The organism is Streptomyces sp. NBC_01471, assembly GCF_041438865.1.
Classification (GTDB): domain Bacteria; phylum Actinomycetota; class Actinomycetes; order Streptomycetales; family Streptomycetaceae; genus Streptomyces.
Map to the genome: position 1 here is coordinate 1,467,733 of NZ_CP109450.1, position 14,129 is coordinate 1,481,861.

10 protein-coding genes are annotated in these 14,129 nt (G+C 71.2%); 6 read left to right on the forward strand and 4 right to left on the reverse strand.

Features of this window, described 5'->3' with window-relative positions; translation table 11 throughout:
- Nucleotides 1-78: 78 nt before the first annotated feature.
- The 4 genes from OG285_RS06510 to OG285_RS06525 all read left to right on the forward strand — a co-directional run bounded on the left by OG285_RS06510 (nt 79) and on the right by OG285_RS06525 (nt 5,233).
- Nucleotides 79-1,428: an aspartate aminotransferase family protein gene (locus OG285_RS06510; RefSeq protein WP_371790475.1), complete on the forward strand. Its 1,350-nt coding sequence runs from the start codon at nt 79-81 to the stop codon at nt 1,426-1,428.
- 131 nt (nt 1,429-1,559) lie between these two features.
- Nucleotides 1,560-3,098: an APC family permease gene (locus OG285_RS06515; RefSeq protein ID WP_371790476.1), complete on the forward strand. Its 1,539-nt coding sequence runs from the start codon at nt 1,560-1,562 to the stop codon at nt 3,096-3,098.
- A 105-nt stretch (nt 3,099-3,203) separates the two neighbouring features.
- A complete protein-coding gene (locus tag OG285_RS06520; protein ID WP_371790477.1) occupies nt 3,204-3,971 on the forward strand; it encodes a FadR/GntR family transcriptional regulator in 768 nt (255 codons plus the stop codon).
- Entirely contained in the window at nt 3,968-5,233 is a 1,266-nt protein-coding gene (locus OG285_RS06525; protein WP_371790478.1) for a CynX/NimT family MFS transporter, read from the forward strand. Before OG285_RS06520 ends, OG285_RS06525 begins: the two co-directional genes overlap by 4 nt.
- A gap of 91 nt (nt 5,234-5,324) precedes the next feature.
- Here the strand turns inward: OG285_RS06525 and OG285_RS06530 are convergent, their stop codons facing one another.
- From OG285_RS06530 to proP, 3 genes are all read right to left on the reverse strand, one after another.
- On the reverse strand, nt 5,325-8,219 hold the full coding sequence (locus tag OG285_RS06530) for an FUSC family protein (RefSeq protein ID WP_371790479.1): 2,895 nt from the start codon (nt 8,217-8,219) through the stop codon (nt 5,325-5,327).
- Nucleotides 8,216-8,674 carry a MarR family winged helix-turn-helix transcriptional regulator gene (locus OG285_RS06535; RefSeq protein ID WP_371790480.1) on the reverse strand — a complete coding sequence of 153 codons (459 nt, stop codon included), beginning with the start codon at nt 8,672-8,674 and terminating at the stop codon, nt 8,216-8,218. Before OG285_RS06535 ends, OG285_RS06530 begins: the two co-directional genes overlap by 4 nt.
- A 94-nt stretch (nt 8,675-8,768) precedes the next feature.
- Nucleotides 8,769-10,394: a glycine betaine/L-proline transporter ProP gene (gene proP, locus OG285_RS06540; protein ID WP_356830397.1), complete on the reverse strand. Its 1,626-nt coding sequence runs from the start codon at nt 10,392-10,394 to the stop codon at nt 8,769-8,771.
- Nucleotides 10,395-10,686: 292 nt separating this feature from the next.
- On the opposite strand from proP, the gene OG285_RS06545 reads away from it, so the two are divergent.
- A complete protein-coding gene (locus tag OG285_RS06545) occupies nt 10,687-11,994 on the forward strand; it encodes an MFS transporter (RefSeq protein ID WP_371790481.1) in 1,308 nt (435 codons plus the stop codon).
- Between the two features lie 64 nt (nt 11,995-12,058).
- Here the strand turns inward: OG285_RS06545 and OG285_RS06550 are convergent, their stop codons facing one another.
- The gene (locus tag OG285_RS06550; RefSeq protein ID WP_371793469.1) at nt 12,059-13,165 is read right to left on the reverse strand and encodes a hypothetical protein; all 1,107 of its coding nucleotides are present in this window, start codon (nt 13,163-13,165) and stop codon (nt 12,059-12,061) included.
- A gap of 330 nt (nt 13,166-13,495) precedes the next feature.
- Between OG285_RS06550 and OG285_RS06555 the strand changes: the two genes are divergently transcribed.
- A complete protein-coding gene (locus tag OG285_RS06555; protein WP_371790482.1) occupies nt 13,496-14,071 on the forward strand; it encodes a DUF4232 domain-containing protein in 576 nt (191 codons plus the stop codon).
- Nucleotides 14,072-14,129 lie beyond the last annotated feature (58 nt).

A 14,129-nucleotide genomic window follows, 5' to 3' on the forward strand; every position in this document is an offset into this window, starting at 1 on the left:
CACAGACCACCACCTCAGCGCACCAGAACCGCACAGACACCGCACAGACACCGCACAGGAACGAAAGGACGCACGGCCATGCCCTTCAGCCATGCCGAACTCGCCGCCACCGACCGGGCGCACATCATCCATCCGTACCTCCCCGGGTCCGCCGAGGAGCGGGTCGTGATGACCGGCGGTTCCGGCTGCCGGCTCACGGACGCCGGGGGACGCTCGTACCTCGACGCGACCGGCGGGCTCTGGCTCGCCCAGATAGGCCACGGCCGTGAGGAGGTCGCCCGGGTCGCCTTCGACCAGATGAAGCAGCTGGAGTACTTCACCAGCTTCTGGGAGTTCTCCAACGACAAGGCCGTCGCACTCGCCGCCCGGCTGGCCTCGCTCGCCCCCGCGGGCCTGAACCACGTCTACTTCACCTCGGGCGGCTCCGAGGGCAACGAGGCCGCCATCAAGATGGCCCGTTACTACCACCACCGGCGCGGCGACACCGACCGCACCTGGATCCTGGCCCGCGACAAGGCGTACCACGGCATCGGCTACGGCGGCGGCTCCGCCACCGGATTCCCCGTCTACCACGAGGGGTTCGCCCCGATGATGCCGCACGTCTCGCACCTCACGCCGCCGTGGCCGTACCGCACCGAGCTGTACGGCGGCCAGGACCCCACCGACTTCCTGATCGGCGAACTGGAGGCGCGTATCGCGGACATCGGGCCCGGCAACATCGCCGCCATGATCGGGGAGCCCATCATGGGCGTCGGCGGGATGCTCGTGCCGCCCGCCGACTACTGGCCGCGGGTGCGCGAAGTCCTCGACCGGCACGGGATCCTGCTCGTCTTCGACGAGGTCGTCACCGCGTACGGACGTGTCGGCGAGTGGTTCGCCGCGCAGCACTTCGGCGTCACCCCCGACATCATCGTCACCGCCAAGGGCATCACCTCCGGGTACGTCCCGCTCGGCGCGCTCCTCGTCGCCGACCGGGTCGCCGAGGTGCTGCTGCGCGACCACGGCTTCCCGATGGGCTACACGTACAACGGGCATCCGGTCGCGGCCGCCGTCGCCCTGGCCAACCTCGACATCATCGAACGCGAGGGGCTGCTCGGCCGCGCGGTCACCATGGGCGCCCGGTTGCACGGCGAACTGGAATCCCAGCTGGGCGAGTTGCCGATCGTGGGAGAGATCAGGTCGGTCGGCATGATGCTGGCCGTCGAACTCGTCGCCGACCGCGCGTCGCGCACCCCGCTCCCCCTGGACCCCGCCCGGATGCCGCACGACGTCATCCGGCGCGAGACCGGTGTCATCGTCCGTGACTCGGCCCACAGCCTGGTCCTGTCGCCCCCGCTGATCATGACGGATACCGAGGCCAAGGAGGCCGCGGCGGCGCTGCGTTCGGTCCTGGAGCGCACCCTGCCCACCGGAGAGGTCCTGGCCTGACCCACCGGGCCCGGCCGGGGCCCGGGCCTCCCGTCGCCGCGGGAGGCCCGGGTGGTCCCGCCTGCCGGCCATCAGCCGACCACCGCCGTACTTCACGCGCCCCCCGCGGCGCGTGCCAGCAGGAGGACCCCGTGTCTGCACCACCGGCCTCACCCGAACCAACCGCCGTGCCGCCGCCCCACCTCGCCCGGAGCCTGCGCCGCTTCGACATCATGGCCATGGGTATCGCCGCAGTCATCTCCTTCGACGTGGTCGGCCAGATCGCCACCGGTGGCGGGGAGGCGGTCACCTGGACCGCCGTCATCGCGCTGCTCTTCCTCGTCCCGTACGCCCTGCTCTTCGCGGAGACGGGCGCCGCCTTCCCGCAGGAGGGCGGCCCCTACGTCTGGGTCAAGCTCGCCTACGGCAAGGCGACGGCCGCGCTCACCACACTCTTCTACTGGGTCACCAACCCGGTCTGGCTGGGCGGTTCGCTGGTCTTCGCCGCTTCCGACGCCTGGAACGGCTACGTGTCGCACCTGGGCAGCGGCACCTTCGCCGACTACGCCTTCAAGCTCACCTTCATCTGGGCGTCGATCCTGACCGCTGTCGTCTCGCTGCGCCGCGGCAAATGGATCACCATGGCCGGCGCGGTCGTCAAGGTGGGCTGCGTGCTCCTGTTCACCGGAACCGCCCTGGCCTACGGTCTGCGGCACGGCTTCGCGGGCCTGCACCACGCACGGTTCACTCCGACCACGGCGGGATTCCTCGCCCTGGTCCCCGTCCTGCTCTTCGCCTATGTGGGCTTCGAGGCCCCGAACGCGGCCGGTGACGAGATGCACGACGCCAGGCGCGACGTCCCCGTCTCCATCGCGGTCTCCGCCTCCGTCGCGGCCTGCTGCTATCTGCTGCCCGTGCTCGCCATCCTGTCCGTGGCACCCGCAGACAAGGTCACCGGCATCGGCGGATTCATGGAAGCAGCGGCCCTGGTCTTCGGCGTGTACGGCTCCTGGAGCGGCCCGCTGCTCACCGCGGCCGGGGTGATGTTCGCCTTCGCGCTGCTCACCCAGGGCAGCGCCTGGATGATCGTCAGCGACCGCATGCAGGCCATGGCGGCAGCCGACGGCGGATTCTTCGGGCGCTCGCTGGGCGCGTTCCACCGCGGGCTCGGCACCCCGGTCCGGATGAACCTCCTGTCGGGGATCACCGCCACGTTCTTCATGATCGCCGCGACGAACCTCGTACGGGGCGACAGCGCGGCCGTCTTCGGCGTCGTCCTCACCGTCGCCATCACCACGCTGCTGCTCTCCTATCTGGTCGTCGTCCCGGCGCTCGTCACCCTGCGCCACCGCCACCGCGAAGCCCCGCGCACCTACACCGTGCCGTTCGGTACCGCCGGTTTCCGGATCTGCGCGGCCCTGGTCTACGTCTGGATCCTGGCCGGCTCCTGGGTCGCGCTCTTCCCCGGCACCCTGGAAGCGCTCCTCGGCGTCGGCTACGACTTCCGGCGCACCTGGGGCGTCACGCGCACCACGTTCGAGGCGTTCACCCTCGGCACGGTGCTGCTCCTGCTCGCCGTCGGTGCACTGGGCAGGGGTGTGGGCGCGGTCCGGGACCGAGCGGCGCGTTCGAAGGACGCCCCCCCTGACACAGCCGGATCCGCCGCACGCGTACCCACCACGACTCCGTAGCCGGCCCACCGGAGCCCGCCTGCCCGTACGGCACCGACCCCGGACGCACCACGGGTCAAACATGGGATGTTAGGTTGATTGGAGGTATTGAGCCTGGAGGTGGACATGCCGCTACGCGCGACGGAGCGCTCCAGCCTGGTCGGACGCGTGATCGACCAGCTGCAGACCCTGATCGAGTCCCGGGAGTGGCCGGTCGGTACGAAGATTCCTGCCGAGCCGGTCCTGGTGGAGTTGCTGGGGGTCGGCCGCAACACCGTCCGGGAGGCGGTGCGGGCTCTGGTGCACAGCGGCATGCTGGAGCCGCGCCAGGGAGACGGGACCTATGTACGTGCCGCCGACGACCTCGGCGCCGCGCTGCTGCGCCGGCTGCGGCGGGCGAGCCATCTGGAGGCGCTGGAGGTCCGTGCCGGTCTGGAGCGCGACGCCGCCCGGCTGGCGGCGGAACGCCGCACCCCCGAGGACGTGGCCGCGCTGCGGGCCGCCCTGCGGCGCCGCGACGAGACCAGGAAGGAAGCCGACCCGGCGGAGTTCGTGGACGCGGACGTCTCCTTCCACCACACGGTGGTGGCCGCCGCACACAACGGGATGCTCTCCGATCTGTACAGCCATCTCACCGACGGGCTCCGGGCCGCGGTCACCTCCGTCGCCCGTGCCCCGCTGCCGGACGGGCCGCGCTTCCAGCTGGACTCGCACGCCGCCCTGGTGGACGCGATCGAAGCGGCGGACGCCGACCGGGCGATCAGCTGTGTCGAGCACTACATCAACGAGACCATCGCCTCCGTACGGACCCTGCAGGACGCGGATCCCCTGCCCGGCCACAGCGGAACCGGCTCCGGGACGAGCACCGGCGAGAACACGGGAGGCCGCTCATGAAGGGCACCCGTGAGGAGCCGACCGCGATCCGGCCGTCCGGCGAGCGGACAGCGGCCGCACCGGCGTCCGCGGTGCGGCCGGGAGGGCTGCTCGCCTTCGGCGTGATCGTCCTGGCGCTGAACCTGCGCCCCGCCGTGGTCGCCGCGTCGCCGCTGCTCGACACCATCCGGGCCGGCACGGGCATGTCCGCCACCGCGGTCGGACTGCTGACCACCCTGCCGCTGCTCTGCTTCGGTCTGCTGGCCCCCTTCGCACCGCGTCTGGGCCGCAGGTTCGGCATGGAGCCCGCGCTGCTGGGCACCATGGTGCTGATCTGCGCCGGGACCGCGCTGCGGCTGGTGCCGTCGATGGCCGCGCTGCTCGGCGGGACCGTCATCGTCGGCGCGGGTATCGCCGTCGCCAACGTCCTGCTGCCCGGGGTCATCAAGCGCGACTTCCCGCACCGGGTCGGGCTGATGACGGGCCTCTACTCGATGTCGCTGTTCGGCGGGGCCGCCCTGGCGGCCGGTGTCACCGTCCCCGTCGAGCACGCCGCCGACCTGGACTGGCGCTCCACACTGACGCTGTGGGGGCTGCTGGGCGTGCTGGCGGTCATCGTCTGGGCCCCGCAGCTCCGCCGCCACAGCCGGGCCTCGGCGGCCGAGGCGCGCAGTGCGGCGCATCCCGTCCGGGGCCTCTGGCGGCACCCGGTCGCCTGGCTGGTCACCGGCTACATGGGCCTCCAGTCCCTCTCGTACTACGCCGCCGCCGCATGGCTGCCGACCATCCTGGGCAACGCGGGCATGGCCGAGGGCACCGCGGGATGGATGCTGTCCTTCTCCAGCCTGCTGGGCATCGCCGGGGCGTTCCTCTCCCCGGTCCTCGCCTCGCGAGGGGTGCGGCCGGGGCTGCTCGCGACGGTCGGCGCCGTGCTGACCGCGGCCGGTTTCGTGGGTCTCGTCATGGCTCCGGTGAGCGGGGCCTACCTCTGGATGGCGCTGCTCGGGCTCGGGCAGGGCGCGGCGATCTCGCTGGCGATGCTGTTCATCGTGGAGCGGGCACCGGACGGCCGTCATGCCGCGCAGCTGTCCAGCATGGCGCAGTGCTTCGGCTATCTGCTGGCCTCGGCCGGGCCGCTCGCGCTGGGCGCGGTGCACCAGCTGACCGACAGCTGGACGGTGCCGCTGGTGATGCTGATGGTGCTGCTGGTGCCGCAGGCGGTCATCGGTGTCGGTGCCGCCCGGGACCGCCACGCGGCGCCGGAGCAGGACACGCGGGGCTGACGCAGCAGAGACACGGACGGGGCACCACCGCCGGCCGGACGGTGCTGTGCGGGCTGCTCGCCCGCACAGCCGGTCCGGCCGGCGGTGCGTCTCACTGCCCCGACGCGGGGTGGAGGCGGATGTCGTGGTGCATCTCGCCCTCCGTGCGGGTCACCGAGAGGAACTCGGCGCGCGGAGCGTGCGACGAGCCGGCCGCGATGAGCGTGTACGTGCCGGGCTCCAGACCGGTGATCCGGTAGCGGCCGCCGCTCGCCCGGACTCCCGCTTGGCGCTTGCCACGGGCGCTGACCACGGTGATCCACGCGTCGCAGTCGACCGGGTGGTCCTCGCACCGCACGGAACCGCTGACGGTGACCGGACCGCCGGTCCTCGCACCCACGGTCCTCGGACCGCCCGCCCCCGGAACGGCGGTGTCCGGGCCGCCGGTGTTCCGGACCGGGACGGGTGCGCCGCCGGCCTTGCGGGCGGCGGGCACCGGTGTCCCGGGACCGGCCGGGTGCACGGCCTGCGCCGCGACCGGTCCGCGCGGTTCCGGCACGCCGCCCGGCTTCCGCTCGTCGGCCTGCCGGGTGTGTGCGGCCCACGCCGCCAGGACCTCCTGGGTACGGCGTTCCCGTGGCGTGGTGGGCGGCGTCCGGTGGGCTTCGGCGGGCACGGCGGACTGCTCGGCGGACGCGGTGACGGTCTCCAGACCGCGGCCCTCGGCGAATCCGGCCAGTACCTCGTCCAGCGCGGCCAGTTCCCTGAGCGCGATGTGCAACCGGTCGGCGCGGGGGCCCGCCGGGGCCCGCAGCTCTCCTTCGAGGTCACGGACGAGCGGGCTCACCCGGACCCAGGTGCCGCCGGGCTCACCGGTCGAGAAGTGCCGGTCGAGTGCGTGCAGCGACTCCAGGAGCGTCTGCGTGATCCGCTCGACGTGCCCGGTCAGCCGGGGTCCGAGATCGATGTCGACATCGGCCGCGGCGGCCAGTGCCCGTGCGTGAGCGGTGGCGGTGGCGAGGAGCGCGAGCCGGTTCTCGGCACCGCGTCCCCGTACCCCCAGCGGCATCCGGATCAGTGGCCGGGCCACGCTGCGGACCTGGAAGAGGGCCGCGTCGACCCCGCGGGCCGCCCCGCGCAGCCGGACCGGGGCCTCGGGGTCCTCCCAGCGCTCACGGACCTGGGTCACCAGGTGCTCCAGTGCCGCGACATAACCGTGGTCCGCCTCCTGGGCGACCTTCCGGGTGGAGAGCGGGAAGATCAGCGCGGCGCAGGCGGTGGCGACGAGGATGCCGAGACCATTGTCGAGGAGACGCTCGGCCAGCAGATGATCCATGCCGCTGTACGGGGTGGACATCCCGTACAGCTGGACGAGGGCGGTGACGAGTCCCACGACCCAGTAGGCGTACTGGCGCTGCATGCCCCAGGCGCCGACAGCCAGTCCCGCCACGATGACGAGCAGCGTCAGGTAGACGTGGCCGGGGCCGATGAGCCGGAGCAGCCAGATACCGATCACCGCGCCGGCGACCGTGCCGACCATCCGGTGCGCGAGCTTGCGCAGCCGCTCGTGCGTGGTGTTGGTGCCGAAGAGAGTGATCATGACGCCGACCAGGCCCCAGTAGAAGCGCGCGGGGTCGATGGCGTCGGTGATCGGGCAGACGATGGCGCAGGCCACCGCCGCGTGCAGCGGCAGGCGCACGTACGGGACGACGCGCCGCCATCCCTTCAGCTCCTGGGCCGCCGCGATCCGCCGGGCGACCGCGCCGGCGCCGGCCGGGCGGTTCTGCTCCAGGGCGACCGTGGGCTGGAAGGGGACCTTGGCCCGGGCCTTCGGCGCGTTCCAGCCGAGGTCGAGCCAGTGCGCGAGGGAGTCGGCGAGCGAGTCGAGCAGATGGCCGACGCGCCGGGCCAGCACCGCGGCCTCGGCCTCGTCGGGGCTCGTGTTCCGGTCGCCGAGGACGTCGCCGGCCTGCTGCTGGATGAGCCGGGCTGCCGGGTGCAGCGCGTCGGCCCGGCCGAGCGGGGTGTCGCGGGCGACGACCAGCGCGACGACCATGGCCTCGCGCAGGCGCGGGGGCACCGGCAGCCGGGTGAGCCGCTGCACCGCCTGGCCGATGCCCTGCAGGGCGAGTTCGGCGTCGAAGAGGTACTGGTGGAGCAGTTCGGCGGTGTGCGGGTCGGCGGCGACCTCGGGCTGGGCGAGGCGGCCGTCGATGGTGACGGTGGTGATGTTGAGACGGCGCAGACTGCGCCGCATGCGCTTGATCGCGACCTCGTGGTCAGCGTCGGGGTCCAGCGCGGCGGTCGCGGCGTCACCGACCCGGCGCGCCTCGACGACGAACGCGCGCTGGGTACGGAGCAGGTCCTCGCGGGGCATCGGGCAGCAGAGCAGCAGCCGGGAGGCCAGGATGGCCGCCGATGAGACCAGCGCCACGACGAACAGTTTCCCGCAGAGGTTCAGCGGGATGTTCGCCATCATGCCGACCATGAAGGAGTTGAAGAGCATCATGCCGGTGAGCAGCGCCAGCGACCCGAACCGCGCCAGGAAGAACGTCAGCGCCAGCGCCACCACCATCAGGGTGAGCTCCAGCGCACGGTCCTGGTGCAGCCAGGCGGCGAGCGGCAGCACGGCCGAGTAGGGGAACGGCATCCACAGGATGGAGCGGGTCAGCCGGAGCGGGGTGTTCTCGGCGATGGCGAACGCGCTCATCATGCCCATCATGCCGCCGACCATCATGCCGAGCATGGCCGGCAGGGTCAGGGCGACGGACATCCCGTAACCGACGGCGAGGCCGGTGGTGACGGCGACCAGCGAGCGCCACCCGGCCTGCAGCTGCCCCAGTCCGGGGTCGGCGGCGAGCACCCCGTCCCACCAGCGTCTCGGCCCGCCGACCCGGCTGGGTGCGACGGAGCCTCCGGTACGGGCCGCGGGGTCGGCCTTTCCGGTGGGTTCGGTGGGTTCGGTGATTCCGGCGGCCTTGGCGGCTTCGGTGGCTGGGGTGGTCAACTGACCTCCGGTTCGACGGCGTGCAGAAGGGTGGATACCGCATCCCGGGCCAGTCCCACAGCCCGCTCCGGATCGTCGACGTTCGTCCGCAGGCCTTCGAGAAGAGCTGCGGCCATACGCTGCCGCGCCCGCTCCAGAAGCTCTCCGCCGGCAGGTGTGAGCGACGCCTCGACGGCGCGCCGGTCCTTGGCGCAGCGTTCGCGCTCGATGAGTCCGCGCTCCTCCAGCTCCTGGAGGACGACGGTCACCCGCGGCTGGGCTATGCCGGTGTAGGCGGCGATCTCGGTGACCCGGCGCGGCCTGGGTGCCAGGGCGTCGAGTACGGCGGTGTGGCTGCGCGGAAGTCCGAATTCTCCGGCCCTGAACAGCGCCTGGGAGAGCCGCCCGATACCTCGCAGGAGTCCTCGGGCGGCGTCCTCGATCCGCTGCTCGTCGGAGGCCGGAGATAGATGCATATCGCAATTATATATTGCCGTCGGGGGTGCTCATCGACATGCCGCCCGTCGGACGGCACCGCCGGCCCGCGCGGTCGGTGCCGTCCGGCGGAGGTCAGCCCTGCTTGTTGTCGCCGTTGCGGCGGGCCCACGGGTGCCGCAGATGGATCCAGACGTCCCGCGCCCGCCGTCCGGCCTCGGTACGGCTCTCGGCGACCAGCGAGCGCGCCTGGTCGGGGGTCTCCACCATGGGGCCGGAGCCGCGCAGGGGCCGGCCCGCCGTCTCGTGCAGGAAGTAGGTGGCGATGAATCCGATGACCCCGGCGACCATCAGGTAGTACGCGGGGACCATGTCGTTCTTGGTGGCCTCCACGAGACCCGACGCGATCAGCGGCGTGGTACCGCCGAAGAGCGAGACCGAGACGTTGAACGCGATCGACAGGGCCCCGTACCGCAGTCGGGTCGGGAAGAGCGCGGGCAGGGTGGACGCCGACGTACCGGCGAAGCACACCAGCAGCAGGCCCAGGATGAGGCAGCCGAGCGCCGGCAGCAGGATGCCGCCCTGCCGGATCAGCAGGAACGCCGGGATCGCGAGGACGATGAGCGCGATACTGCCCGCCATGAAGACGGGCCTGCGGCCCCACCGGTCGGAGCTGCGGCCCACCGTGGTGATGGTGAGCACCACGACGATCATGGTGCCGAGCACCAGGAGCTGGGCGGTGAGGTCGTCCTGGCCGAGCGTCTCGGTCATGAAGGTCGGCAGGTACGAGGTCACCATGTAGTTGGTGACGTTGTAGAGCAGGACGAGACCCATGCAGATGAGCACCGCCTGCCAGTGGTCGGTGAAGATCTCCCTGAGCCGCCCGTGGCCGGACTGCCGGGCCACGTCCACCGGGTCCTCGTCGCCTTCGTCGTGCGGCTCCGACGCGTACTCGGCCGCGGCCTCCTCGGCCTGCCGCTTGAAGGCCGGGGTCTCCTCCAGCCGAAGCCGCATGTACAGACCGATCAGCCCGAGGGGCCCGGCCACCAGGAACGGAATACGCCAGCCCCAGTGCACCATTCCGTCGTGCCCGAGAACCGCGGTCAGGATGGTGACGATGCCGGAACCGAGCGAATAGCCGACAAACGTACCGAAGTCCAGCCAACTGCCCAGGAATCCACGCCGCTTGTCGGGCGAGTACTCGGCGATGTAGGTGGTCGCACCGGCGTATTCGCCACCGGTCGAGAACCCCTGCACGAGGCGGCAGACGAGCAGCAGGATCGGTGCGGCGAATCCGATCGAGTCGTAGCTCGGCAGGAACGCGACGGCGAATGTACTGATCGCCATCATGATCATGGTCGCGGCAAGTACCCGCTTACGGCCGATACGGTCGCCGAGCGGGCCGAACACCAGCCCGCCGAGGGGCCGTACGAGAAATGCGGCGGCGAATGTCGCGAAGGTGGATACGACCTGTGCCCCGGGTGAGCTGGAAGGGAAGAAGACCTCCCCCAGAATGCCCGCCAAATAGGCGTACACGCCGAAGTCGAACCACTCCATCATGTTGCCGAGAGCGGATGCGGACACCGCCCGGCGCACCTCGGGTTTGTCCGTGACCGTCACGTCATCGGCGCTCAGCGAGCGTTTGCGACGCCGTAGCAGGATACGAAGGAGCCGGTCATTGGCGGAGTTCGATCCGCCGGACGGCCGTGTTTCTCGTCGGGGGCGTCCCTTGCTCATGTCATCCCGTCTGCAGTGCGGCATTGCCGCGTTCATCATCGCTTCGGTCTCCCTGACCAGTTTCGTCGGAGAAACACAGGAGACCGCGTGTCGGCGCGCCCTCACGCACAACCGTCCGCAATACGGAGTGCCGGACCACCCCGTACCCCGTATTGCCGGGACAATGCAGCTGCGAACAGCCGGGCCAGCCACGCCACTCGCATCATCCGCGCAGTACAGCGCGGACGGGGCACGCCACAGCGGGCACGCACCACGGGACGCACCTCACAGACCGCTGACCTCAGACCGTGAAACACGAACAGATCCGGAGAAAGGCATGATCCCCCAGGAGACAGGCGATTTCGGTACAGCAGCTGGGGAAACGGCTGACGGGGAGGCAGGGAAAGTCACATCCGAGCAGTGGAAATGGTCGGTGCTGGCCGGTATGGCCTCCTATATGGACGCCGGATCCATCGTCGCGCTGGGCGCGGGGCTTGTGATGTTCCAGTCGTATCTGCACTTGAGTTCGAATGCCGTGGGACTGCTCGCGGCACTGGGACCCAATGCGGTCGGCTGCGCGATCGGCGCGTTCATCGGCGGTCGGCTGGGTGACACGCTGGGCCGCAAACGCATCTACAAGTACGACCTGCTGGTCTATGCGGCGGGAATTCTCTGCATCGCTCTCGCGGTCAACCCGCTGATGCTCTTTCTGGGCACCTTTGTCGTCGGGCTCGCCGTGGGCGCGGACGTCCCCACTTCCCTCGCGCTGGTGGGCGAGTTCGCACCGGCATCGGCGCGCGGAAAGCTTCTCGGATTCACCCAGATCGCCTGGAGTCTGGGACCGGTCATTGTGCTGCTGCTCGCGCTCGTTCTCGCACCGTTCGGCCTGCTCGGTATTCGGCTGGTCTTCCTCCAGCTGTTCGTCGTGGCGCTGGTGACCTGGGCCCTGCGGCGCGGTCTGTCGGAGTCGGTGCGCTGGACGACGGCCTTCGCGGCGGCGGCGTCGGCGAGGCCCACCGCGAGCGCTCTCTTCCGGGGCCCCAACCGGAACGCGCTGGTCTGGACCGGGACGATCTACCTCTTCTGGGGACTGGCCGCCGCGACCAACGGCATCTTCACCCCGTACATGATCAGGACCCTGCACGCCGGAAGCCAGTCGGCCGGGGTCGGCCTCGCCTGTGCGGGCTTCGTGGTGAGCATCGGAGCGGCGCTGCTGTTCATGAAACACGTCGACCGGAGCCACCTCACCCGCAAGTGGATGTGGGGTGCGGGCGGCGCCATGCAGGTCATCGCGTATGTCAGCTACCTGGTCCTGCCGTTCACCATCCCGGTGATCATCCTGAACATCGTGCTGTTCGCGGTGGGCGGGACGTTCGCCGGGGAACCGCTCTACAAGATCTTCAGCCAGGAGCTGTTCCCGACCATGCTGCGCGGCACGGCCCAGGGCTTCACCTTCGGCCTCTCACGGACCTTCGTCGGCATCTGGAGCCTGTTCGTGCCGGCCCTCGCCAGCACCGGCATCCGGCCGGTGGCCGGAATGCTGGCCGTGTTCCTGATCATCAGCGGGGCCGTCGGCTTCTTCTTCATGCCCAACACGGCGGGCAAGTCACTGGAGCAGATCGAAGCGGAGCGCGCTTTCGCCTGAGCGGCCCGTCCATCCCCGTCCATCCCCGTCACTGCCCGCCCGCCCCGCCCCGGCGGCTGAGGCGCTACGGCGCCATCCGTACATCCGTCAGCAGATACGTGCCGTACACCAGCGAGAGCCCGGTCAAGGCGGTGAGCACCGCGACGGCCGTGCCCGGCCGGGCTTTCGCCAGCGACCGCGCGGCCGGCAGCAGGAGCGGAAAGGCGGGCAGCAGAAAGCGCGGTTTGGCGCCGAAGAAGCCGTCGCCGCCGACCGCCACCAGCAACAGCGCGCCCGTGTAGACCAGTACGGGCAGCGGCGGCCGGTCCCGGCCCAGCAGCAGGAGGACGAAGAGCACCACCGCGGCTGCCACGATCAGCAGACTCACCTGGTACGGGAGCGGCTTCCCGGCGATGCTCCCCATCAGCCGGACCCATCCCGCCCCGAAGTCGAACTGTGAACCCCAGCGGCCCTGGAGCCGGACGTATCCGCCGAGCAGGTCCCCGGTACGCGATCCGACCCACAGGACGTAGCCGGCCCAGCCGAGCGGGGCGGTCAGCCCCGCCGCCCAGACCTTCCAGGTGCCGCGCCCCCGGCAGACGGCGAGCAGTGCGGCCGCGCACACGGCGGCCGCGACCGCGTAGCCGTTGGGCCGGGTCAGCCCGGCGGCCACGGCCGCCGCGGCGGCCCAGAGCCACCGGCCGCTGAGCAGTGCGTACAGGCACCAGGCGCCGGAGGCGGCCAACAGCGGCTCGGTGTACGCCATCGACAGCACCACCGAATGCGGCAGCAGGGCCCACAGCAGCACCAGGACGGCCGCGGTACGACGTCCGCCCAGCCGCTCGCCGACCGCGTGGACACCGAAGGCGGCCACCACCGTCGCGGCCCAGGAGACCAGGAGTCCGGCGCCGCCGCCGGTGACCGGGAGCAGCCAGGACACCCCGCGGACGAGCGCGGGGTAGGCGGGGAAGAAGGCCAGGTCGCTGTCCGTGTGCCCGGAGGGCCGCAGCACGGTCAGGCCGTAGCCGTGCGCGGCGATCGAGGTGTACCAGCGGGAGTCCCAGGAATTCCCGAGCAGCCCCAGCGGATCGCGTCCGGTGCGCCACGACCAGAAGGCCAGGGCCACGGCCCCGGCGGACCGCGCCGCGAGGAACAGGGCGACCGCGGGGGCCGCCCTGCGCACCAGGGACAGTGCGGCGGCAGCCGCCGAGGGCGCCGGGCCGGGGCCCGCGCCGACTGATTCGGCCTCGGCGGACAGGGCGCACCTCCGGAGAGCGGAATACCGGGAACACTCCGACCTTCCGTACTCTCGGCGGCTCGCGCGACCCGGAACGCCCGACCGGGTCAGGGGCCGGAGTGACGGAAGGCGCGGCGGAAGGGCGACCGCGGCGGGTGCCCGTCGTATCTGGGCGGATTTACCGTGAACTTTCTGGGTGCGTACCGCATCTCACTGCCTGGAGAACACGCACAGCGCGCACCGCACCATCGAGAAGCGCACCATTGAGAGTGGAGATCGATCGACATGGCTGAGCAGCATCGGAACAGCAACGCCAGGCGCGCAGGCGCCCGCACCCGCACGGCCCGCCGTATAGGCGGCGCGGGGCTCGCGGTCGTCGCTGTCGCCGGACTCGGGCTCGCCGGGGCCGGGGCCGCCCAGGCGGCGTCCGTGCCCACCTGCACGACCTCAGGACTCACCCCCTCCTTCGGGCAGGGCCTGGCGGGCGGAATGAACCACGAGGGCGTTGTCCTCAAGCTCAAGAACACCAGCGGCCACACCTGCGACCTGCGCGGATACCCGGGGCTCGGGCTCCAGGACTCCGGCCACCACACGCTGGCCTCCTCGGTGCACTGGGGCAGCACGTGGTACGCGAAGAGCCCGGCCAAGCAGACCCTGACCCTCAAGAACGGCCAGAGCGCCGAGTCGGTCATCGCCTGGACGCACGCCGACACCGGTACCTCCGACGCCCGGCACGCCTCCTACCTGGTGGTCACGCCGCCCGCGTCCAAGACGAACAAGACCCTGAAGTTCCCCCAGTGGGTCGACAACGGTGCCCTCAACGTCACCGCCCTCGCCCCGCACATCAGCGTCACCGGCTGACCCGGTACACACCGGTCGGACAGGAAAGGGGCGGGCCGCCCGTGCGGCCCGCCTCTTT

Excerpts from the sequence above, each read along its gene's own strand:
- OG285_RS06545 (WP_371790481.1), top strand. The coding sequence starts at position 10,687 with ATGATCCCCCAGGAGACAGGCGATTTCGGTACAGCAGCTGGGGAAACG.
- OG285_RS06525 (WP_371790478.1), top strand. The coding sequence starts at position 3,968 with ATGAAGGGCACCCGTGAGGAGCCGACCGCGATCCGGCCGTCCGGCGAG.
- OG285_RS06535 (WP_371790480.1), bottom strand. The coding sequence starts at position 8,674 with ATGCATCTATCTCCGGCCTCCGACGAGCAGCGGATCGAGGACGCCGCC.
- OG285_RS06510 (WP_371790475.1), top strand. The coding sequence starts at position 79 with ATGCCCTTCAGCCATGCCGAACTCGCCGCCACCGACCGGGCGCACATC.
- proP (WP_356830397.1), bottom strand. The coding sequence starts at position 10,394 with ATGCCGCACTGCAGACGGGATGACATGAGCAAGGGACGCCCCCGACGA.
- OG285_RS06555 (WP_371790482.1), top strand. The coding sequence starts at position 13,496 with ATGGCTGAGCAGCATCGGAACAGCAACGCCAGGCGCGCAGGCGCCCGC.
- OG285_RS06520 (WP_371790477.1), top strand. The coding sequence starts at position 3,204 with ATGCCGCTACGCGCGACGGAGCGCTCCAGCCTGGTCGGACGCGTGATC.